Raw genomic sequence first — 21,416 nt, 5'->3', positions numbered from 1 at the left:
GTGTTTTTTTGAAACCGCACTTTTTATGAATACGGGGAAAATGAAACCTGCTATAATAAGGTCATATTACGGAGGTAGAGAGCATGGATGAAAAGAAAAAAACAGTTAGTCAGATCATTGATTATATTGAAGTAAATTTATCTGCGCCGGAAAGACTGAATGTGGAGGAGATCGCCCGGTATGCCGGCTACTCTAAATTTCATATCAACCGGTTGTTTTCTGATGTCACAGGCTGTACCATCCACCGCTATATTAAGGAGCGCAGGCTCAGTAAAGCGGCTGGTAAGCTTATTATGGAAGAAGAATCCATCGCCAGAATTGCCCAGGATGCATTATATCAGTCCCAGCAGGCATTTACACTGGAATTTAAAAAAGTATATGGCTGTACGCCAATGACATACAGAAAAGCAAGAATTAACAAAGAATTAAGGCGAAAAGAGGTAATAATGAACCACTCCAAAGCCTGGAGGTGTGCGGCATGAATGTGGTTCCTTATGTGATTGAACAGACCGGATCAGGGGAACGAAGCTATGATCTGTTTTCCCGACTGTTAAAGGACCGGATTATATTTCTCGGAGAAGAGGTAAGTGATGAATCTGCCAAGCTGATTATCGCACAGCTTTTATTTCTGGAATCCCAGGATCCGGAGAAAGACATTTCCTTTTACATTAACAGCCCCGGCGGTTCCATTACCGCAGGACTGGGGATTTATGACACCATGAAATACATCCGCTGCGATGTCTCCACCATCTGCCTTGGCTTTGCGGCCAGCTTTGGGGCGTTTCTTCTGGCAGGAGGAACAAAAGGAAAGCGGTTTGCCCTTCCCAATGCGGAGATTATGATTCATCAGCCCGGAGTATCAGGAGGAATCGGGGGAAAGGCGGCTGACATATGGATTTATTCAGAAAAGCTTCAAAAGGATAAGAGGCGGTTAAACCGGATACTGGGGGAAAATACCGGTCATTCCGAAGAAGAGATTGAACGGGATACAGACAGGGATCATTTTATGACAGCATCAGAAGCCAGGGATTACGGAATCATTGATGCAATTCTGGAAAAAAGAAAATAGGGAATGTTTAAGGGGTTAATCTGAAAAAAGGATTGAACCCCTTTTGATTTTTTGCTACAGTAGGACTTATGAAAGGAGGCGAAAGGAATGAAGGATCAAAAAGAGACAATTCTGGTGAGCGCCTGTCTTTTGGGTGTGAACTGCCGCTATGATGGCAATCATGGAGAGAATAAAGAAATTCTGGCACTGCTTGATGAGTATCATCTGGTCCCTGTCTGTCCGGAACAGCTGGGAGGAATGGAAACACCCAGGCCTGCGTCTGAGCGGAAAGGTGAAAATACAGTCATCAGCCAGTCTGGTCAGGATGTCACAGCATTTTTTGAAAAAGGTGCCAGTGAGACCTTAAAGCTTGCAAAAATCTTTGGCTGCAAAAAGGCTGTTTTAAAGGAACGCAGTCCATCCTGCGGCCATGGAATGATCTATGACGGGACATTTTCCGGAAATAAAATTCCTGGAAGCGGTGTCACCGCAGATTTGCTTACAGAGAACGGAATTGAAGTGATTGGAGAAAGCAAAATTCATTCTCTCATAACCGGAACGGACAATTAATTAAGTACAGTAAGGAGAATATCAGTATGAAAACAGAGATAACCAGACAACAGGCACTTAACTTACTCATAAAATATAATCAGGAGCCGTTTCATCTCCTTCACGGGCTGACTGTGGAAGGTGTGATGCGCTGGTATGCCAGGGAACTTGGCTACGGAGCAGAAGAAGATTTCTGGGGATTGGCAGGACTTCTCCATGATGTGGATTTTGAGCAGTTTCCAGAGGAACATTGTACAAAAGCGCCGGAGCTTTTAAAAGAAATTGATGCAGAGGAGGAGCTGATTCATGCTGTGTGCAGTCATGGCTATGGGATCTGCTCAGAGGTAAAACCGGAGCATGAGATGGAAAAGGTCCTTTTTGCCTCAGATGAACTGACTGGCTTAATCGGTGCAGCTGCCAGAATGCGTCCTTCCAAAAGTGTGATGGATATGGAAGTATCCAGCTTAAAGAAAAAGTATAAGGATAAAAAATTTGCAGCAGGCTGTTCCAGGGACATCATCGACACCGGTGCCGGGTATCTGGGCTGGACGTTAGAAGAGCTGCTTGAAAAGACCATACTTGCCATGCGTTCCTGTGAGGAAAGCGTAAATCAGGAGGTGGAAGCTTTGAAAGGAAAATAAGACCGGTCACCATATTTAATTTCACAGATGTCTACAAAAGACAGGATTTTTACAGGAAGGTTCCATATGACTGGGTTGACTGTACAGATTTAACCGGTGTCCATGGTTTTTGCGACGGCGCTTCCTTAACGGAGATTGAGCGGCGGGCGAAAAAGGCAGGGGGCAGCTTCCGGTTCCTGGACTGCGGAAATTTTCATTATGTCAGTTATGTTCTGCAAAAAGATTACAAAGAGCCCTATGATCTGGTTGTATTTGACCATCATGCAGACCTTATGGCTTCCAGTTTTCAGGGTATCCTTTCCTGTGGAAACTGGATCCGCCAGATACTGGAAGAGCAGGAGTGCTTAAAGAGGGTTATTTTAATCGGAGTGTCGGATGAGCTGGCCTGTGCAGTCAGGGAAGATTTTAAAGACAGAGTGAAGATCTATACGGAATCGGAATTATCAGGGAAAGACTGGGTTTCAGATTTTGCCGGACAGCTTAAGGAGCCGGTGTATTTATCTGTAGATAAAGATGTATTTTCTTCCAGTGAACTGCTGACTGACTGGGATCAGGGAAGTATGACACTGTCCCAGCTTTCTAAGGCGTGGAATATTATCTGCAGAAAGAAACCAGTGCTGGCAGTTGATATCTGCGGGGAATATAACAGCATCAGCGGAGGAAACAGGCGAATTGAAGAATCGGATAAACGAAACAGCCTGGCAAATGAAAAGATCTTAAATATGTTCCTGGAAAAGAGAATTTATGCATGATGATGGAAAATTATACATAATTAGAGAAAACCACTTGACAGCTGGTGACAATTAAGATATTATTTCCGTTAAATATGTAGATATTAACCTGTATCAGAGGAGAAAGACGCCATGAAAAAAGTTGTGAAATTCGGAGGAAGCTCTTTAGCCAGCGCCATGCAGTTTGAAAAGGTTGGTAATATCATTCGCGCAGACAAGAGCAGAAAATATGTAGTTCCATCCGCGCCGGGAAAGCGTAATGACAAGGATGAAAAGGTAACAGATCTGCTGTATCAGTGTTACGATGCGGCGGAAGCGGGTAAAAGCTACAAAAGCATTCTGGAAAAAATCAAAGAGCGCTATATGGAAATTATCAGCGGACTTTCACTGAACATGAGTCTTAATGAGGAATTTAATGTGATTGAAAAGAATTTCTTAGAAAAGGCAGGCAGGGACTATGCTGCTTCAAGAGGTGAATATTTAAACAGTCTGATCATGGCTGAGTATCTGGGATTCGAATTTATTGATGCCGCTGAGGTGATCTTTTTTGATGAAGATGGCAACTTTGAAGCAGATCTTACGGATCAGGTGCTTTCGGAACGTTTAAGCAAAGCTGAAACAGCTGTTATTCCTGGATTTTATGGCTCAAAGCACGACGGCACAATCAAGACTTTTTCAAGAGGCGGCTCCGATGTGACAGGTTCCGTAGTGGCGAAAGCAATTCATGCTGATATGTATGAAAACTGGACGGATGTATCCGGTGTTCTGGTGGCAGATCCCAGAATCATTAAAGATCCGGAAGTCATTGAAACCATTACATACAGAGAATTAAGAGAGCTGGCGTATATGGGTGCCAGCGTACTCCATGAGGATGCAATCTTCCCTGTGAGAAAAGAGGGAATTCCCATTAACATCCGCAACACCAATAAGCCCGAGGACAAGGGAACCTTAATTGTGGAAAGCACCTGCAGACAGCCCCGCTATACCATAACGGGAATTGCAGGAAAGAAAGGCTTTTGTTCTATTAATATTGAAAAAGCCATGATGAATGCGGAAGTTGGTTTTGGGAGAAAAGTGCTGGAGGTATTTGAAAAATACGGAATCTCCTTTGAGCATATGCCTTCCGGAATTGATACCATGACGGTTTTTGTTCACCAGTCAGAGTTTGAAGAATATGAGCAGTCTGTCATTGCCGGAATCCACAGAGCGGTTGAGCCTGATTTTGTGGAGATGGAATCCGATCTTGCGCTGGTAGCCGTTGTAGGAAGAGGCATGAAGGCCACCAGAGGGACTGCCGGCAGGATTTTTTCCGCTCTCGCTCATTCCAGAGTCAATGTAAAAATGATTGATCAGGGCTCCAGTGAGTTAAATATCATAATTGGTGTTAGAAACAGTGACTTTGAAGAAGCGATTAAAGCAATTTACGATATCTTTATAACAATCGAAGTTTAAAAGCTATAAAAACAGAACTCCATCCCGATGTCTGCAGCGTTCCGAATTTGAGAATAATACTTGTACAATTCCGATTATAATAGTAAGATAGAATGATAATAGAGGAAAAATGTCAAGGAGAGGAAACTGCATTGTTAAACAAAAGGATGGAGTTTATTTTGGAAGAACTGGAAGAGAAGAACAGCATACGTGTTACCGATATCAGCAGACTGCTGGAGTGTTCTGAGGTCACAGTTCGCAATGATATACAAAAGCTTGAAGAGATGGGACTGCTTAACCGGGTTCATGGAGGGGCTACGAAAGCAGGAGCTTCTATAGCCGTGTTCTATAATTCGGAGACGGTAAATAAAAACGCCGATAAAAAGCAGTTGATTGCACAGAAGGCATATGAGTATATTGATGATAATGACACAATTATCCTGGATGATGCCTCCACCAGCTATTACCTTGCAAAAGTGATTAAAGAAAATCCCGGTAAGCATATACTGGTGATTACCAACTCGCTTATGGCGGCGGGAGAGCTGTCTAACGTGAAACACGTGGATCTGTTCCTGCTTGGCGGTCAGGTGGGTGGAAAGCTGTCATCTACCATGGGAGATGTCACCATAAAGAATCTGGAAGAATGTCATGCAGATAAGGCATTTATCAGTGCCCATGGTGTCAATTTTGACGCAGGTATTACATCCATTGGTTCTCCCCAGATGCAGATAAAAAAAACCATACTGAAAGTTTCAAAAGAAGTTTATCTTCTTGTTGATAGCAGTAAATTCGGAGGCGGGTATGTACTGACAGTCAGTCCGCTTTCTGAAATCAAGAAAATTATTACTGACAGTGAGATAAAGAAGGAATATTTAGAGATGGCCAGACAGAGAGAAGTGGCGATCGATATTGTATAATAGAAAGGCAGCTGCTGTTTTGCAGCTGCTTATTTTTATGTAAGTGCCTTTCGTATCAGGGAATTAAATGAGTGGGCATTCCAGGCGCTTCTTCCCGTAAACAAACCGTCGACTGATGGCTGGGAAATCAGTGAAACAGAATTATCCGGATTGACGCTTCCCCCATACAACACGGGTATCTGACTGCCTGTTTCTCCAAATAATTCTGTGAGGCAGTTTTTGATTGTCTGATGTTTTTCTTCTGCATATGCGGCACTGGCGGGAGTTCCGTTTTCACCGATTGCCCATACCGGTTCATAGGCTATCCACAGTCTGGAAATCTGTGAGACCGGGATATGGGATAGACCGATCTTTAACTGAGTCCTTATCACCTCATCACTGATATTGTAATCTTTTTCTTTCGTGGTTTCGCCAACGCAAAGAAGCGCAGTCATCCCGTGGTTTAAGGCGCATTTCACCTTCTTGTTTTCTTCTTCATCCGTTTCTCCAAGTACATGCCGGCGTTCTGAATGACCGATCATTACCAGTTCGATGCCGATTTCCTGAAGCATTAAGGGAGAAATCTCACCAGTGAAGGTTCCTTTTTCTTCCCAGCACATATTCTGGGCACCCAGAGTGATGAACCGGCTGTCTGTAAACTGGCAGGCTGCGTTTAATGAAGTGTAGGAGGGTATCACAAATAATTCAATGCTGTCCCTGCTGATATCTTGAGTCAGTCCGGACAGTGTCTTTAGGTATTCCGTAGTTTCTCTGATATTTTTATACATCTTTAAATTTGTCCCAAAATAAATTTTCTTTTTCATAATAGTAAAAACCTCCAATCTGTTTGATAATATCAGTTTAAAATAAAAATGAAATAAAATCAATAAAAAACGAAAGAAAAAAGAAAATATTTAATTCGACAATAAAAAACATAAACTGGCATTTATGCACAAAAATTGAGAGTGAAAAATAGTAAAAAGAGAAAAAATATGAAAGAGTATTGTAAAGGACCAAAAAAAGATGTATTATTTTCTTGGGTTAATAATAAAAATAGAAAATAAAACGAAAGTAAAAGAAGAGAAAACGAAACAGGAGATCAGAATGAAAGAGACGAATTTCAAACCGGTTACAGCAATTACCATGGGAGATCCTGCAGGGATTGGGCCGGAAACAATTGTTATGACCATGCTGGCACCTAAGATTCATGAATGCTGCCGACCATTTGTAATAGGCAGCATTGAAATCCTTAAGAAAGCAGCACAGGTCATGAAACAGGAACTGAATTACCGGAAAATCACAGATCCCGGAGATGCTTTATTTGAACTGGGAACAGTAGATGTTCTGGAAACGGGCAGCTATGATACGGATTCCATCGTGTGGGGAGAAGTTCAGGCGCTGGCTGGAAAGATGAGTATTGACTGGATTATGAAATCCATTGAACTGGGCATGTCCGGCCGCATTGATGCAGTATCTACCGCACCCATACATAAAGGCGCGATTAAGCTTGCCGGCGTTAAAGAACCGGGTCATACGGAGATTTATGAAAATTACACTCATTCACCCTATGCACTTACCATGTTTTCCTGTCACAGGCTGCGTGTGTTTTTTGTAAGCCGCCATATGTCCCTGGTGGATGCCTGCCGCTATGCCACCAGGGAACGGGTGCTGGAGTTTGTGATTAACATTGACAAAGAGTTAAGAAAAATCGGAATTGAGAAGCCCCACATAGCAGTAGCAGCCTTAAATCCTCATGGAGGGGACAATGGATTGTTTGGAACAGAAGAGATCGATGAGCTGATTCCTGCTGTTGAAGAGGCAAAGAAAGCAGGAATAGATGCAGTAGGCCCATGTCCGGCAGATTCAGTCTTTCATATCGGCAAATCCGGATGTTACGATGCAATTCTCTCCCTGTATCACGATCAGGGACACATTGCCTGCAAGACTCTGGATTTTGAAAAGTCCGTTACATTAACCTTTGGTCTGCCATTTATCAGAAGTTCTGTGGATCACGGAACTGCATTTGACATTGCGGGAACAGGGAAGGCAAATGCGGTGAGTCTCATCGAATCCACAAAAGTCGTATCGGAATACGCTGCTTTAATAAAGGGGAAGAAACAGGGAGAAGCATAAGTTTTTAAACAGGAGGAGAAGGTATGCCGGTAATAGGAGCGGTAGCAGATGATCTGACAGGTGCCACCACAACAGGTGTTCTTCTTGCCAGATCCAGGGCAAAGACAGCAGTTTTCTTTAATGAAGAGGCGGCGGAGAAGGCCAGTGGGGCACAGCGGTTAGACGCCATACTGGTCAGCAGCAACAGCAGGGCGCTTCCGCCGGAGGAAGCCTATGAAAAAGTCCGTTCGGCCACCATGGCGCTTAAAAGAATGGGGATTTTGTATTTTTCCAAACGAATTGATACCACACTCCGGGGAGGTGTTGGCACCGAAATTGATGCAATGCTGGATTGCATGGATGAAACGGCTGTGGCAGTGGTTGTTCCTGCAATGCCCCAGTCAAGACGGATTCTGGTTGGAGGCTTTTCCATCATAGACGGAACGGCTTTAATTAAGACTCCTGTAGCACAGGATGTCCGTACTCCGGTGTATGAAAATTACATACCACGTCTTTTAGAGAAGCAGACCAGAAGGCAGGTGGGACTGATCAAACTGGATGCAGTCTTAAAGGGTTGTGAAGAAGTGAAAAAGGAACTCCTTAGAGAGCGGTCTGAGGGAAGCGAAGTGATTGTGGTGGACAGCATTACTCTGTCGGATGTGGAAACAGTTGCAAAGGCCTGTGTGGAGCTTGACTGGAATGTGATAGCCGTTGATCCGGGCGCATTTACGGCAAAACTTGCCTATTGCAGAAACTTAATCTGCCAGGAGGAACCCAACATACCGGAAACAGAAACTAAGGAATTGAATAAGACAGTTCTCATTGCTGCCGGCAGTGCAACACCAGTCACAAAGAGGCAGATGGAGGTTCTATGTCAGGATGAAAGAGTAGAACGGATTCCGGTAGACCCTGTGCTGTTAATCGATGGCGGTCAGGAGGGCCTGGCAGAAGTAAAAAGAGCCGCCAGGGCAGCACTTTTATATCTGGATACTGAACGTCGTCCCAGGGCAATTCTTTTTGAAACTGCGCTGCATGGGCAGCTTCTGGATCTTGCAAAAGAAGATGAGAAACGAAACTATACAGATGGAATGAGCGCCAACCGCATTAATGCAGGGCTTGGTATGATTGTTTCCGATGTTTTAAAAGAAGCAGGTATGGAAAAAATCGCCGGACTATATACCACGGGAGGGGACACCATGGTAAATGTGTGCTACCAGCTGGGGGTGGAATCGATCGAAGTTCTTGATTATGTGATAGCACAGACGGATGTAGGAAGGCTTTCCGGTAATTATGAAGGACTGCCGATTATAGGCAAGGGCGGACTTACAGGAAATGACCAGACTGCAGTCGATGTAGTAGACCGCCTGTTTTTGGAAGCAGGCAGAAAATAAATTCAGGAGGCTGGGACATGAAGATAGCAATTGGATGTGATGAAGCCGCTTACCGGCTGAAAGCAGAGATTATGAAGCATTTGGACGAGAAAGGGGTGGAGTATCAGGATTTTGGAGCAAACGAGGGGGAAGCAGTACTGTATCCGGACATAGCGGTCAAAGCAGCAGAAGCAGTCGCACGAGGGGAGTTTGAAAGAGGAATTCTGGTTTGCGGTACTGGGATCGGCATGGCAATTACAGCCAACAAGGTTCCTGGAATCAGGGCGGCAGTATGCCACGATCCATTTTCTGCAGAGCGGGCAAGAAAAAGCAATGATGCACAGATCATGTGTATGGGGGAACGGGTGATTGGTCTGGAGCTGGCCAAGTGTCTGGTGGATATCTGGCTGTCCTGTGAATTTTCAGGCGGCGGTTCCGGACCAAAGGTGGACCGGATCATGGAATATGAAAAAGAGTATCTGGAGAGGGCAGGAAAACCATAATCGGATGGATGGAGGTATTTAGTGTAATGGGTGTTAATCATGAAGAAAGAAAAGAACTGGATTTAAATTTGTTAAACAGGATGAAGAAAATGCCGGGGGGCCTTGTCATCATACCACTAGTCATTGCAGTCTTAATTGCAACATTTGTTCCGCAGGCATTTCAGATCGGCGGCTATGTAACGGCTTTGTTCTATCAGGGAAATGCGGCAATGATGGGGTTGTTCTTAATTGTCTGCGGATCTTCCATTAATATCAACCAGGTAGGCATGCCTCTTTATAAAGGCGTCACCTTAACGGGAATGAAGTTTTTACTTGGAATTGTAATCGGTTTACTGGTGGGAAAACTATGCGGAGTCAATGGTTTTCTTGGCATAGCTCCCTTTGTATGGATTGCAGCAATTACCAATTCCAACGGATCCTTATACATATCCCTGTCATCTCAGTTTGGCAACGCCACTGATACAGGCGCGATTTCCGTATTATCCTTAAATGACGGACCATTTTTCACCCTGATTGCTCTGGGAGCAACTGGTCTTGCCTCCATTCCTTTTAATAGTCTGATTGCTACGATTATTCCAATCCTGATTGGTTTCGTATGGGGAAATATTGACAAGGAATTCCGCCGCGTCTGTGCTACGGCACAGCCCATTATAACCTTTTTCATGACCATATCCATCGGAGCAAAAACGGATATGAAAACGATTATAACGGCGGGAGCTTCCGGAATTGTTCTGGGACTTATTTCTGCAGCTACCGCAGTGATCTTTTTCCTGATCTTTAATCTGATTCTTCCTAAAAAAGAAAGAAATGCAATGGGTGCAGCCATTGGTACAACTGCGCTTAACTCCGCTATGACTCCGGCAGCAGTGGCAGAAGCAGATCCCACCATGGCGCGGTATACCGAGATGGCAACCGCTCAGTGCGCCACTGCTTCCATTATTACATTATTCCTTTGTCCATTTATCGTAGCTTTCTTTGACAATATGATGAGAAAGCAGAAAAAAGGAATTTATTCTCCGGAAGGCTGGGCAGCAGAAAAATTAAATTAAATAATATGAGGGTGCATTATGAAAATTGAAGTGACCATGAGAGCGGAACATATTTATGATCTGCTGCTGTTTCATACCTATTCCCGGCTTTCCGGATTTCTTGTTAATGTCCTGGGTCTGGCGGTAATCGTCGCTGGCGGAATCTTGCTTTCAACCGACCGCATTGGGGTAGAAAATGCTCTTTTCTATGTAGGGGCAGGTTTCCTCTTTCTGTCATGCACTCCTCTTTCTTTGTATTTGAAGTCAAGAAAGATGATTGCAGCTCCCTGCTATAAAGAAAAGACGGTATATACCTTCTTTGAAAAGGGATTTTCAATACAGAATGTGGGAGTGGAAAATTCCTATTCCTGGAATCAGGTAGAGAAAGCGGTATCCACTCCAAAGGATATTGTGTTTTATGTAAATGAGGGAACGGCGCTGATTCTTCCAAAAGAAAGCTTTCATGATTATTTTATGCCGGTGATGAAGCTGATCGCGGAGAATATAACAAGAGATAAGATTTATATCAGATAGGAGATGTTATGAAAAATCTGTTAATCGCCCAGTCGGGAGGCCCCACAGCAGTCATTAATGCAAGTCTGGCCGGAGTGGCAGAGGCCGCCTGTGTAAGCAGTCAGGTGGATGGCATCCTGGGAGCTTTTTATGGAATACAGGGGGTGTTAAATGAGCAGTTTGTAGATTTAAAGAAAGTGCTTAAAAGCTCCCGGGATTCCTCATTGCTGTGTCAGACCCCTGCCTCCCTTCTGGGCTCCTGCCGTTATCCCTTAAAACCATGGAGAGAAAATGAAGAGGAATATGAAAAACTAATGGGAATTTTTAAAAAGCACCATATTTCTTATTTTATCTACATCGGGGGTAATGACTCCATGGATACGGTATTTAAACTGTCCGAATATATAAAAGAGAAAGAAATCGACGATATTCTGGTTGCGGGAGTTCCAAAGACCATTGATAATGATTTAGAAGGAACCGATCATTGCCCGGGATTCGGTTCGGCAGCCAAATATGTTGCGGCCACAGTGGCAGAGCTGGAACGCGACATATCCGTTTATCCGGTTCCCGGAGTGACAATTGTAGAAATAATGGGAAGAAATGCAGGCTGGCTTACTGCCGCCTCCGCTCTGTCAAGAATAAACGGTGCATCAGGCCCGGAGTTAATTTATCTGTGTGAGACAGCATTTTCCCAGGAACGGTTTCTTAAAGACATGAGACGTGTGATGTCCCGGAAAAAGGCATTTCTCATAGCAGTCAGCGAGGGGCTAAAGGATGAAAAAGACTGCTATCTCTCAGAACAGGTGCAGATGGAGCAGACCGATGCATTTGGCCATAAATATATATCCGGAGCAGGAAAAATTCTGGAAAACGTCATTCGTTCCAGACTGGACTGTAAGGTGAGGACGGTAGAACTCAGCCTGATGCAGCGCTGTGCAGCCCATATTGCCAGCGAGACGGACTTAAAGGAGGCCTGGATGCTGGGGGGAAAAGCATTGCAGTGTGTCCTTGATGGAAAGAACGGAGAAATGGCTTCCATCAGAAGGCTGTCTTCCAATCCTTACATGGTGGAGTTTACCTCCGTAAATTCAGGAGAAGCGGCAAACCGGGAAAAAAAGGTACCAAAAGAAATGATATGCCCTGACGGCTGCGATGTAAATGAAAAAATGATGGAGTATTTACGTCCTCTGATCCAGGGGGAGCGAAGTGTGAAGTATGAGAACGGCATACCGGTCCATTTAATCCTGGAGGAAAATCTGTCAGGGAAAATGGCTTAATAATTACAGGTAGAAAGACAGGCATTTGCATGACGCAATGTCTGTCTTTTTTCGCTTATATTTTGCAAAAAAAACTATTGGACAGGAAATAAATATGATACAATAATGATTAAAGCAGCTTATAGTTCAATTGCGAATCTTATCATGCGGAGGAAAAATATGCAATATCGTGATTTTGGAAAGACAGGAATAAAAGTTTCAGCACTCGGGTTCGGAGCCATGCGGCTTCCTCTTTCGGGAGAAAATCAGGTAGATGAGAAGAGGGCGGTGGCTATGATCCGTCATGCCATTGATCAGGGAGTCAACTACATTGACACTGCTTATCCCTATCATGAGGGGGAAAGCGAGCGGATCGTAGGGGAAGCGCTGCAGGAAGGTTACAGGGAGAAAACCTATCTGGCTACCAAATGTCCTGTATGGAAGCTTGAAAAAGAAGAAGATTTTGAAGAAGTTTTAGATGGACAGTTAAAGAAATTAAAGACAGATCATGTGGATTTTTATCTGCTCCATGCCTTAAGCAGAGACCGGTTTGAAGAGAAGATAAAAAAACTGAAACTGGTAGAGAAGATGGAAAAAGCGAGAGCAGATGGAAAAATTAAGTATATTGGTTTTTCCTTCCATGATTCATATGACGTGTTTCAGGATATCCTAGATTATTATGATGGATGGGATTTCTGCCAGATTCAGTATAACTATGTGGATCTGACACATCAGGCAGGCTTAAAAGGACTGAAAGAGGCTGCTGGAAAAGGGCTTGCCGTTGTCATTATGGAGCCCCTTTTAGGCGGAAGACTGGCTAATCCTGCATCTCATGTTAAAGAAGCGTTAGGCAATGAAAAATCCAGCGTGGAATATGCCCTTGATTTTTTATGGGATCAGCCGGAAGTCAGTCTGCTTTTAAGTGGTATGAGTGATGAACAGCAGCTGGAAGATAATCTTTTGTATGCAGACAGAAGCCATATTGGAATGGTATCGGAAGAAGAACATGCCATGTACAGGAAAGCAAAGGAGGTCTTCGACTCCATGGCGCTGGTTGGCTGTACCGGCTGCCGTTACTGCGTTCCCTGCCCCTTCGGACTGGAGATCCCGGAGATATTCTCCTACTATAATATGACGGCTGCCCACAAAGAGGATGAGGCAAAGGCGGGGTATGAGGCTCTTGCCATAAAAGCAGACAGCTGCAAAACCTGCCACAGATGTGAAAAGGAATGTCCGCAGATGATTAAAATCAGCCAGGTTATGCCAGAAGTTGCAAAGGTGTTTGAAAAGATACAGGCTTAACGGAAACCAGTAAGGAGGGACTGTTTATGCTGGAGAAAATTGATTTATCAAAGAAGATTGATAAGGAAACTTACAAAAAGACAGAGAAAGAACAAAGTGAAAAGCTGGGGCTTTTGCAGCGCCAGTTAAAGGAAGCCGGAATTCCGGTTATGATCGTATTTGAAGGAATGGGAGCCTCAGGAAAAGGCACTCAGATCAATCACCTGATTCAGGCCCTTGATCCCAGAGGCTTTGATGTCTATGCCAATGATAAATCGACGGACGAAGAGCGTATGCGTCCCTTCCTGTGGCGTTTTTATACAAAACTTCCAGCCCAGGGAAGAATCGCTGTTTTTGACAGAAGCTGGTACCGTCAGGTAACCATGGAGCGTTTTTCAGGAAAGCTTCCTGATGAAGACCTGCCCGGAGCTTTTCATGACATACAGTCCTTTGAACGGCAGCTTACCGATGACGGAATGGTTATCATCAAGCTTTTTCTTTATATTTCCAGAGAAGAACAAAAAAAACGGTTTAAAAAGCTGGAAAGCTCAAAGGAAACCAGCTGGAGGGTAACAAAAGACGACTGGAAGAGGAACACGGAATATGACCGGTTCCTGCAGATCTGCGAAGAGATGCTTCAGAATACAGATATGGATTATGCCCCGTGGACCATAATCGAGGCAAACGATAAAGAGTATGCAGCAGCCAAAATCATGTCCTGTGTGGCAGACTGCCTTTCGGATGCCCTGAATAAAAAGAGTTTAAACGGAGCGCCAAAGGAGAAGGAAGTGCCAGTCCGTTCAGAAAGCTTTAAATCAGGTGTTCTGTCCGGAGTGGATTTAACCAAGTCCATTTCAAAGGAAGATTACAAAAAGGAAATTGACCGTCTTCAGAAAAAACTGGAATTCCTCCACAGCCAGATTTACCGCATGCGGATTCCGGTTGTGCTGGGATTTGAAGGCTGGGATGCAGCGGGAAAAGGCGGAGCCATTAAACGGCTTACCAGCCACCTGGATCCAAGAGGGTATAAGGTATACCCGACTGCAGCTCCCAACGATCTGGAACGGGTTCATCACTATCTCTGGCGTTTCTGGATCAATATGCCAAAAGCAGGCCATATCGCCATATTCGACCGCACCTGGTACGGGAGAGTGCTTGTGGAGCGGGTAGAGGGCTTTTGCAGGGAAAGCCAGTGGAAGCAGGCTTATCAGGAAATCAATGAGATGGAAAGCCACCTGGCAAATGCAGGTGCTGTTGTCCTTAAATTCTGGCTTCACATTGATAAGGATGAACAGGAAAAACGCTTTAAAGAACGGCAGGAAGATCCCTTAAAGCAGTGGAAGATTACAGAAGAAGACTGGAGAAACAGAGAAAAATGGGATCTGTATGAATCAGCAGTCAATGAGATGCTGGTCCGGACCTCCACAACCTATGCACCATGGGTGGTAGTGGAAGGAAACTGCAAGTATTATGCAAGGGTCAAGATCTTAAAAACTGTGGTGGAAGCGCTGGAAAACAAGATAAAAGAAGTGAATAATCGTCCCTGACCACTTGTGTTTTCCTCTTTTTTCGTGTAAAGTAGGAAGAAGTGAACAATGGCAGGAGGAAAGGGCATGAATACGGTTTTAATCGTGGGCGGGGGCGCTGCAGGGATGCTGGCTGGAATAGCAGCAGCCATGAAGGGCAGTACCGTCCACATTTTTGAGAAAAACGAGAAGCTTGGTAAAAAAGTATATATTACAGGAAAAGGACGGTGCAATGTAACCAATGCCTGTGATACGGAGGAGCTGTTCGGGAACGTTGTCACCAATTCCAAATTCCTTTACAGCAGCTTTTACGGTTTTACCAATTTCGATATGATGGAACTTTTGGAGACCTTTGGCTGCCAGTTAAAGACGGAACGGGGAAACCGGGTGTTTCCGGCTTCGGATAAAGCTTCCGATGTAATTAAGGCTTTGAATAACCGGCTTTTGGAACTGGGTGTTACGATTCATTACCGGAAAAAAGCGGAAAAGCTGATTATTGATAACGGTGCTGTAAAAGGAATTGTGGTCAGTGACAGTACCGGTAAGAAGTCCTGTTATGGAGACAGTGTGATGATTGCCTGCGGAGGTTATTCCTATCAGACCACCGGTTCCACGGGAGACGGCTATGAACTGGCGAAAGAAGCCGGCCACACCGTAACCACGTTATCTCCGGCCCTGGTTCCTTTCGTTGTGGAAGAGCCCATGATTAAGGAGCTGCAGGGTCTTTCTCTTAGAAATGTAGAAGCGACGGTGATGAAAGGCAGCAAGGTTATTTACAGGGAATTCGGAGAGATGCTTTTTACCCACTACGGAGTCAGTGGTCCGGTTCTGTTAAGTGCCAGCAGCTATGCGGCAAAGGAACTGAAGAAAGGTTCTCTTACTCTTTCCATTGATTTAAAGCCTGCTTTGACGGAAGAACAGCTGGATGCCAGGATTCTAAGAGATTTTGAGGAATCCATGAATAAGCAGTTTAAAAATGCTCTGGGCAATCTATATCCTGCCAAGCTGATTCCTGTTATCATTGATGCAAGCGGAATTTCTCCGGAAAAGAAGGTTAATGAGATTACAAGAGAGGAGCGTCAGGCGCTGATTCACGTAACCAAGTCATTTACCATGACTCTCACTGCACTGAGAGGATACAATGAGGCCATTATCACCCAGGGAGGTATTTCTGTAAAAGAGGTAAATCCCTCCACTCTGGAGTCTAAACTTGTAAGCGGCCTGTATTTTGCAGGAGAGGTGCTGGATTTAGACGCGGTGACTGGGGGCTTTAATCTTCAGATTGCCTGGTCCACGGGCTGGGCAGCAGGAAGTGCGGCAGGAGAGGAGAAGGACGAAAGATGACAAGGGTTTATAATATCGCAATTGACGGGCCGGCTGGAGCAGGAAAAAGCACCATTGCCCGTGCAGCAGCCAGTCAGCTTGATTTTGTTTATGTAGATACTGGGGCCATGTACCGTGCCATGGCATTGCATTTTTTAAGAAAAGGGATCTCTCCACAGGATGAGGCGGCTATTTCTGAAGCTGTTAAGACTGCGGATGTAACCCTCGCCTATGAAAACGGCGTGCAGCAGGTGATTTTAAACGGAGAGAATGTATCAGGAATGATCCGTTCTGAAGAAGTGGGAGCCATGGCTTCTGCCACTTCCGTACACTTATCTGTGAGAGAAAAGCTGGTAGAGCTGCAAAAAGGTCTTGCAGCCCGGGAGAATGTCATTATGGATGGCAGGGATATCGGTACCTGCGTTCTTCCAGATGCCGATCTTAAGATCTATTTAACCGCCAGCAGCCGGGTCCGTGCCGAAAGAAGGTATCTGGAACTGAAGGGAAAAGGGCAGGACTGCAATCTGGAAGAAATCGAAAAAGATATTATCAAACGGGACCACCAGGATATGAACCGGGAACATTCTCCCTTAAAGCAGGCAGAGGATGCGGTGCTTTTAGATTCTTCTGAGATGAGTGCCAGAGAGGTAATAGAACGGATCTTAATGCTGTTTGAGGAAAGAAAACTGGAAGAGAGGAGCTAATGTATGGAAGTAGTTGTGGCAAAATCCGCCGGATTCTGCTTTGGCGTGAAACGTGCCGTTGATCAGGTATATGAACAGCTGAAACGAAACGATAAGCCAATTTATACGTATGGTCCCATCATCCACAATGAAGAGGTTGTAAAAGATTTAGAGGAAAAGGGCGTAAAAGTAATTGGAAGTGAAGAAGAACTGAAACAGATTCACGACGCCGTTGTGGTAATCCGTTCCCATGGAGCCGGAAAACGGGTTTATGATATCATGGAAGAGAACGGAATTGAGATCATTGATGCAACCTGCCCTTACGTGAGAAAGATTCACAAGATTGCTCAGGAGCAGAATAAAGAGGGCAGACGCCTGATCATAATTGGTAATGATTCACACCCGGAAGTGGAAGGTATTAAAGGCTGGGGAAATGACAATACTTTAGTGGTGGAAACACCCGAGCAAGTGGAAACTTTGCCGCTCACAGAAGGAGAGAGGCTGTGTATTGTATCACAGACGACATTTAATTACAAGAAATTTCAAGATTTAGTTGAAAAAATTTCTGAAACGCGGTATGATATACTTGTTTTAAATACGATTTGCAATGCAACACAGGAAAGACAGGTGGAAGCAAAGCGGATAGCTTCAGAAGTGGATGCCATGATAGTCATTGGCGGAAAAAGCAGTTCCAATACCCAGAAGCTGTACGAGATATGCCGAAGGGAATGTAAGAATACTTACTATATCCAGACACTAGGTGATTTAGATCCTGATTGTGTAAATTCTGTGCGCAGCGTAGGTATTACAGCCGGGGCTTCAACCCCGAATCATATTATCGAGGAGGTTCATACTAATGTCAGAGTTAAGTTTTGAACAAATGTTAGAGGAATCATTGAAAACCATACGTACAGGAGAGATCGTCACTGGTAAAGTCATCGACGTAAAAGAAGATGAAATCGTCTTGAATATAGGGTACAAGTCTGACGGCATCATCCCGCGTAGCGAGTACACGGATGACCAGAATTTAAATCTTACAACTGTTGTTCAGGTTGGCGAAGAGATGGAAGCCAAAGTCACTAAGGTTAATGACGGTGAGGGTCAGGTTGCTTTATCCTATAAGCGATTAGCAGCAGACAGAGGCAATAAGAAGTTAGAAGAAGCATTTGAAAACCACGAAGTACTTACCGCAAAAGTTGCACAGGTGCTTGACGGTGGTTTAAGCGTGGTTGTAGAAGGCGCAAGAGTATTCATTCCTGCAAGCCTGGTATCCGATTCTTATGAGAAGGATTTAACCAAGTATGCAGATAAGGAAATCGAATTCATCATTACTGAATTCAATCCAAAGAGAAGAAGAATTATCGGTGACAGAAAGCAGATTATGGTTGCTAAGAGAGCCGAGCTTCAGAAAGAATTATTTGATAAGATCCATGCAGGCGATGTTGTTGAAGGTACAATCAAGAACGTAACCGATTTTGGTGCATTTATTGACCTTGGCGGAGCCGATGGTTTACTTCATATATCAGAGATGAGCTGGGGCAGAGTAGAAAGCCCGAAAAAAGCATTCAAAGCTGGTGAGAAAGTAAAAGTTTTAATCAAAGATATCAACGGCGACAAGATTGCCCTCAGCTTAAAATTCCCGGAGACAAATCCATGGAAAGATGCATCTGATAAGTATGCAGTGGGCAATGTAGTAAACGGTAAAGTAGCACGTATGACTGATTTCGGCGCATTTGTTGAGCTGGAGCCAGGCGTTGATGCTCTGCTTCATGTATCCCAGATTTCCAGAGAGCATGTGGAGAAACCTGCAGATGTTCTGGCAATTGGACAGGAAATCGAAGCAAAGGTAGTTGATTTTAACGAAGACGACAAGAAGATCAGCTTAAGCATCAAAGCACTTCAGGGTCAGGACGAAGCAGCTGCAGAAGATGCACCTGTATATTCTGACGAAGTTTAAGCATAATAAAGAATGAGCAGATGGGAAGTGGAGAAATCCGCTTCCTTTTTTCGTACAAAAAATATATCGTAATGGCAAGGAGAGGTAGATTTCATGAAAAAAGTTTTTTTCACAATCCTATCGGCAATGATAGTTATGACTCTGGCGTTTACCGGCTGTAAAAGTAAAACGGGCCCTGAACCGGAAGAAGAGCAGACCCAGGCAAAGCCCGCCAGTGGAACGGGAAAGGCCTCTGCAGGGGAAGCTAACCATATACGCCTGGAAGATGATTATTATGACTTTGTCAACGGGGAGATGCTGAATAATACGAAGATTCCGGGTGATGCAAGTGGCTGGAGTCAGTTTTACAAGCTGGACAGAGAGGCTTATGAAATTCTAAATGAAGTGCTCCGTGAATCTGTGAATAACAGGAAAAATGAAAAAGAAGGATCGCTGGAACAGAAAATCGCCGATCTCTATCTGACAGCTATGGATATGGATGGGAGAAGGGCTGCCGGATTTGGCGGACTTGCTGTTTATATGGACGGGATCAGCCGTGCCTCCACCATTGAGGAATACTTGGAACAGGCAGGAAAAATCTACAATGATCTGGGGGTGAGCAGCATTATTCTGCCCCAGTGGTCTGAGGATATGAGTAATTCTACCCGCTATGCCCTGTATTTTGACGGCGCAGATCTTGGACCTGGAAAAGAAACCTTAGAGGATTCCGACCAGGAAGAACTGATGAACCATTACCGCAATTATATATCCCGGATTTTGGAATATACAGGAATGAAGAAAGAAGAAGCGGATCAGGCTGCAGATGGCATTTTAAAATTACAGAAGGATCTGGCCGGAAGTGCACTTCCTCTTAGCAAACAGGGAGACCCTGATGTTATATATAATCCGTATACCGGTGAAGAATTAAAGAAACTGTTTCCAGATGGAACCATGGAGACCTTTTTGAAAGCAGCAGGCTTTAATGAACAGGATCAATACATTGTGGTTCAGGTAGATCAGATGAAAAAAATCGGTGAATATTTAAATCAGGAATCGCTCCCTCTTTTAAAACAGTATACGCTATTTTGCCTGGTTAATGATTTTGCTTCCAGTCTGACACCCGAAATCAGAGACACCAATCTGGAATGGAATAATTTAAGAAAAGGAATTAAAGAAAGAAAAACAGACGAAAAACTGGCAAGTGAATTGACACAGAATACCCTGGGATTTGAATTCGGAAAGCTTTATGTTGAGAAATGCTTTTCCAAGTCGGATAAAAAGGACATTGAGTCCATGATCCGTCAGATTCTTGCCTCTTATAAAAAGCAGATTGAAAGTCTCACCTGGATGAGTGATGAAACCAAGGCTTCTGCCATAAGAAAGCTGGAGCATATGAATCTGAAGGTGGGGTATCCGGATCAATGGCCCAATGATTATAAGAATGCCAAGGTGCTTTCAGCAGAAGAGGGGGGGAACTTAATTGATAATATGCTGTCTCTCCTGAAAGCGCAGAATGAGGTAAATAAAAAGAAATATAAGGAACCTGTGGACAAAGGGGAGTGGGGCATGACTCCTCAGACTGTAAACGCATATTACAACCCCACGGCCAATGAGATTGTGTTTCCGGCCGCTATTCTCCAGCCCCCGTTTTATGATCCAAAAGGAGATTTCGCCTCGAATTTAGGTGGAATCGGAATGGTAATGGCTCATGAGGTGAGCCACGCATTTGATTCCTCTGGTTCCCTTTACGATGAAAATGGAAATTATCATGTATGGTGGACAAAGGAAGACCGGGAAAAATTTGATGAACTGGCCAGACAGGTGGAAGAATACTACAGCGGGATGGATGGATTTCAGGGGAGAAAAGTAAATGGCGCCCAGACATTGAATGAAAATATCGCAGATCTGGGATCCATGGCTTGCATTACGGCGATTGCAGGTGAAAAGGGCAGTGATTTGAATTTATTGTTCCGCCAGTATGCAACAATCTGGGCGTCCAAGTATACTCCGGAAGCGATGATTGACCGTCTCAATACGGATTCCCATTCTCCTGCAAAAGTCAGAGTCAATGGAGTGCTTAGCGCCACAGATGCATTTTACAAGGCGTATCCGGACATAAAAGAAGGAGATACCATGTATGTGGCTCCTGATAAACGAGTGAAAATCTGGTAAAAACAAGGTAGCAAGGCTGCGGCAACAGGTTTTATATGCCGCAGCTTTTTATGATAAATTGTGGATGCGAAAAAATACAATTTAATAATGAGAAAATTTATCAATAAAAATATTGACAACTAACCAAAGTTAGAATATACTAACTGATGAGAAATGGGAATGATTATCAATAATAAAATGAAAGAAGATGATGAATGATGCCTTTAACAATGGTGAAAGCAGGAGAGCCTAACGTAATTCGTAAAATCGGCGGCAAAGAAGAGACAAGACGTTTTCTGGAAAACCTGGGTTTTGTTACCGGCGGAATTGTGACTGTTGTTTCTGAAATAAGCGGAAACATGATCGTTAATGTAAAAGATTCCAGAGTTGCCATAGGAAAAGATATGGCTAATAAAATCATGGTGGGATAGAAAAGGA

22 protein-coding genes are annotated in these 21,416 nt (G+C 44.1%); 21 read left to right on the top strand and 1 reads right to left on the bottom strand.

The window, feature by feature from the left end:
- Positions 1-83: 83 nt before the first annotated feature.
- The 7 genes from ABS301_RS09710 (at position 84) to ABS301_RS09680 (ending at position 5,317) form a co-directional block, all read left to right on the top strand.
- Positions 84-482 carry a helix-turn-helix transcriptional regulator gene (locus tag ABS301_RS09710; protein ID WP_349672036.1) on the top strand — a complete coding sequence of 133 codons (399 nt, stop codon included), beginning with the start codon at positions 84-86 and terminating at the stop codon, positions 480-482.
- Positions 479-1,069 carry an ATP-dependent Clp protease proteolytic subunit gene (locus tag ABS301_RS09705; protein WP_349667130.1) on the top strand — a complete coding sequence of 197 codons (591 nt, stop codon included), beginning with the start codon at positions 479-481 and terminating at the stop codon, positions 1,067-1,069. The genes ABS301_RS09710 and ABS301_RS09705 overlap by 4 nt, the downstream gene beginning before the upstream one ends.
- Before the next feature lie 87 nt (positions 1,070-1,156).
- Positions 1,157-1,618: a 2-thiouracil desulfurase family protein gene (locus ABS301_RS09700; protein ID WP_349667129.1), complete on the top strand. Its 462-nt coding sequence runs from the start codon at positions 1,157-1,159 to the stop codon at positions 1,616-1,618.
- Between the two features lie 26 nt (positions 1,619-1,644).
- The gene (locus ABS301_RS09695; protein ID WP_349672035.1) at positions 1,645-2,238 is read left to right on the top strand and encodes a hydrolase; all 594 of its coding nucleotides are present in this window, start codon (positions 1,645-1,647) and stop codon (positions 2,236-2,238) included.
- The gene (locus ABS301_RS09690) at positions 2,235-2,990 is read left to right on the top strand and encodes an arginase family protein (protein ID WP_349672276.1); all 756 of its coding nucleotides are present in this window, start codon (positions 2,235-2,237) and stop codon (positions 2,988-2,990) included. The genes ABS301_RS09695 and ABS301_RS09690 overlap by 4 nt, the downstream gene beginning before the upstream one ends.
- Before the next feature lie 111 nt (positions 2,991-3,101).
- On the top strand, positions 3,102-4,421 hold the full coding sequence (locus ABS301_RS09685; protein WP_349672034.1) for an aspartate kinase: 1,320 nt from the start codon (positions 3,102-3,104) through the stop codon (positions 4,419-4,421).
- A gap of 131 nt (positions 4,422-4,552) precedes the next feature.
- Positions 4,553-5,317 carry a DeoR/GlpR family DNA-binding transcription regulator gene (locus ABS301_RS09680; RefSeq protein ID WP_349672033.1) on the top strand — a complete coding sequence of 255 codons (765 nt, stop codon included), beginning with the start codon at positions 4,553-4,555 and terminating at the stop codon, positions 5,315-5,317.
- A gap of 35 nt (positions 5,318-5,352) precedes the next feature.
- On the opposite strand, the gene tpiA is transcribed toward ABS301_RS09680, so the two are convergent.
- A complete protein-coding gene (gene tpiA, locus ABS301_RS09675) occupies positions 5,353-6,120 on the bottom strand; it encodes a triose-phosphate isomerase (protein WP_349672032.1) in 768 nt (255 codons plus the stop codon).
- Between the two features lie 280 nt (positions 6,121-6,400).
- Between tpiA and pdxA the strand changes: the two genes are divergently transcribed.
- The 14 genes from pdxA (at position 6,401) to ABS301_RS09605 (ending at position 21,409) form a co-directional block, all read left to right on the top strand.
- Positions 6,401-7,429 carry a 4-hydroxythreonine-4-phosphate dehydrogenase PdxA gene (gene pdxA, locus ABS301_RS09670; RefSeq protein WP_349672031.1) on the top strand — a complete coding sequence of 343 codons (1,029 nt, stop codon included), beginning with the start codon at positions 6,401-6,403 and terminating at the stop codon, positions 7,427-7,429.
- Between the two features lie 23 nt (positions 7,430-7,452).
- Complete coding sequence (locus ABS301_RS09665) at positions 7,453-8,799, top strand: four-carbon acid sugar kinase family protein (protein ID WP_349672030.1); 1,347 nt, start codon at positions 7,453-7,455, stop codon at positions 8,797-8,799.
- 17 nt (positions 8,800-8,816) lie between these two features.
- Complete coding sequence (gene rpiB / locus ABS301_RS09660; RefSeq protein ID WP_349672029.1) at positions 8,817-9,281, top strand: ribose 5-phosphate isomerase B; 465 nt, start codon at positions 8,817-8,819, stop codon at positions 9,279-9,281.
- 26 nt (positions 9,282-9,307) lie between these two features.
- Complete coding sequence (locus ABS301_RS09655) at positions 9,308-10,330, top strand: 2-keto-3-deoxygluconate permease (protein ID WP_349672028.1); 1,023 nt, start codon at positions 9,308-9,310, stop codon at positions 10,328-10,330.
- Between the two features lie 18 nt (positions 10,331-10,348).
- A complete protein-coding gene (locus ABS301_RS09650) occupies positions 10,349-10,843 on the top strand; it encodes a YcxB family protein (protein WP_349672027.1) in 495 nt (164 codons plus the stop codon).
- Positions 10,844-10,851: 8 nt separating this feature from the next.
- On the top strand, positions 10,852-12,099 hold the full coding sequence (locus tag ABS301_RS09645; RefSeq protein WP_349672026.1) for a 6-phosphofructokinase: 1,248 nt from the start codon (positions 10,852-10,854) through the stop codon (positions 12,097-12,099).
- 159 nt (positions 12,100-12,258) lie between these two features.
- Positions 12,259-13,380, top strand: a complete 1,122-nt coding sequence (locus ABS301_RS09640) for an aldo/keto reductase (protein WP_349672025.1) — start codon at positions 12,259-12,261, stop codon at positions 13,378-13,380.
- A gap of 26 nt (positions 13,381-13,406) precedes the next feature.
- Complete coding sequence (gene pap, locus ABS301_RS09635; protein WP_349672024.1) at positions 13,407-14,906, top strand: polyphosphate:AMP phosphotransferase; 1,500 nt, start codon at positions 13,407-13,409, stop codon at positions 14,904-14,906.
- Positions 14,907-14,972: 66 nt separating this feature from the next.
- On the top strand, positions 14,973-16,229 hold the full coding sequence (locus tag ABS301_RS09630; protein ID WP_349672023.1) for a BaiN/RdsA family NAD(P)/FAD-dependent oxidoreductase: 1,257 nt from the start codon (positions 14,973-14,975) through the stop codon (positions 16,227-16,229).
- The gene (gene cmk / locus ABS301_RS09625) at positions 16,226-16,912 is read left to right on the top strand and encodes a (d)CMP kinase (protein ID WP_349672022.1); all 687 of its coding nucleotides are present in this window, start codon (positions 16,226-16,228) and stop codon (positions 16,910-16,912) included. Before ABS301_RS09630 ends, cmk begins: the two co-directional genes overlap by 4 nt.
- Positions 16,913-16,915: 3 nt before the next feature.
- The gene (gene ispH, locus ABS301_RS09620) at positions 16,916-17,767 is read left to right on the top strand and encodes a 4-hydroxy-3-methylbut-2-enyl diphosphate reductase (protein ID WP_349672021.1); all 852 of its coding nucleotides are present in this window, start codon (positions 16,916-16,918) and stop codon (positions 17,765-17,767) included.
- Positions 17,748-18,848, top strand: coding sequence for a 30S ribosomal protein S1 (gene rpsA / locus ABS301_RS09615; protein WP_349672020.1), 1,101 nt, complete (start codon positions 17,748-17,750; stop codon positions 18,846-18,848). Before ispH ends, rpsA begins: the two co-directional genes overlap by 20 nt.
- Positions 18,849-18,941: 93 nt before the next feature.
- A complete protein-coding gene (locus ABS301_RS09610) occupies positions 18,942-20,999 on the top strand; it encodes a M13 family metallopeptidase (RefSeq protein ID WP_349672019.1) in 2,058 nt (685 codons plus the stop codon).
- 194 nt (positions 21,000-21,193) lie between these two features.
- On the top strand, positions 21,194-21,409 hold the full coding sequence (locus ABS301_RS09605; protein WP_104436553.1) for a FeoA family protein: 216 nt from the start codon (positions 21,194-21,196) through the stop codon (positions 21,407-21,409).
- The last annotated feature ends 7 nt before the right edge of the window (positions 21,410-21,416 follow it).

It is taken from the genome of Lacrimispora sp., assembly GCF_031982545.1.
Classification (GTDB): Bacteria; Bacillota; Clostridia; order Lachnospirales; family Lachnospiraceae; genus Lacrimispora.
Note: the sequence above shows the minus strand (reverse complement) of the source record. Positions and strands in the feature narration are given on the sequence as shown.

Coding starts and splice junctions, on each gene's coding strand:
- tpiA (WP_349672032.1), bottom strand. CDS start 6,120: ATGAAAAAGAAAATTTATTTTGGGACAAATTTAAAGATGTATAAAAAT.
- cmk (WP_349672022.1), top strand. CDS start 16,226: ATGACAAGGGTTTATAATATCGCAATTGACGGGCCGGCTGGAGCAGGA.
- rpiB (WP_349672029.1), top strand. CDS start 8,817: ATGAAGATAGCAATTGGATGTGATGAAGCCGCTTACCGGCTGAAAGCA.
- ABS301_RS09700 (WP_349667129.1), top strand. CDS start 1,157: ATGAAGGATCAAAAAGAGACAATTCTGGTGAGCGCCTGTCTTTTGGGT.
- pdxA (WP_349672031.1), top strand. CDS start 6,401: ATGAAAGAGACGAATTTCAAACCGGTTACAGCAATTACCATGGGAGAT.
- ABS301_RS09605 (WP_104436553.1), top strand. CDS start 21,194: ATGATGCCTTTAACAATGGTGAAAGCAGGAGAGCCTAACGTAATTCGT.
- ispH (WP_349672021.1), top strand. CDS start 16,916: ATGGAAGTAGTTGTGGCAAAATCCGCCGGATTCTGCTTTGGCGTGAAA.
- ABS301_RS09640 (WP_349672025.1), top strand. CDS start 12,259: ATGCAATATCGTGATTTTGGAAAGACAGGAATAAAAGTTTCAGCACTC.
- ABS301_RS09705 (WP_349667130.1), top strand. CDS start 479: ATGAATGTGGTTCCTTATGTGATTGAACAGACCGGATCAGGGGAACGA.
- ABS301_RS09685 (WP_349672034.1), top strand. CDS start 3,102: ATGAAAAAAGTTGTGAAATTCGGAGGAAGCTCTTTAGCCAGCGCCATG.
- ABS301_RS09650 (WP_349672027.1), top strand. CDS start 10,349: ATGAAAATTGAAGTGACCATGAGAGCGGAACATATTTATGATCTGCTG.
- ABS301_RS09710 (WP_349672036.1), top strand. CDS start 84: ATGGATGAAAAGAAAAAAACAGTTAGTCAGATCATTGATTATATTGAA.
- pap (WP_349672024.1), top strand. CDS start 13,407: ATGCTGGAGAAAATTGATTTATCAAAGAAGATTGATAAGGAAACTTAC.
- ABS301_RS09665 (WP_349672030.1), top strand. CDS start 7,453: ATGCCGGTAATAGGAGCGGTAGCAGATGATCTGACAGGTGCCACCACA.
- ABS301_RS09630 (WP_349672023.1), top strand. CDS start 14,973: ATGAATACGGTTTTAATCGTGGGCGGGGGCGCTGCAGGGATGCTGGCT.
- ABS301_RS09695 (WP_349672035.1), top strand. CDS start 1,645: ATGAAAACAGAGATAACCAGACAACAGGCACTTAACTTACTCATAAAA.
- rpsA (WP_349672020.1), top strand. CDS start 17,748: ATGTCAGAGTTAAGTTTTGAACAAATGTTAGAGGAATCATTGAAAACC.
- ABS301_RS09610 (WP_349672019.1), top strand. CDS start 18,942: ATGAAAAAAGTTTTTTTCACAATCCTATCGGCAATGATAGTTATGACT.
- ABS301_RS09645 (WP_349672026.1), top strand. CDS start 10,852: ATGAAAAATCTGTTAATCGCCCAGTCGGGAGGCCCCACAGCAGTCATT.
- ABS301_RS09655 (WP_349672028.1), top strand. CDS start 9,308: ATGGGTGTTAATCATGAAGAAAGAAAAGAACTGGATTTAAATTTGTTA.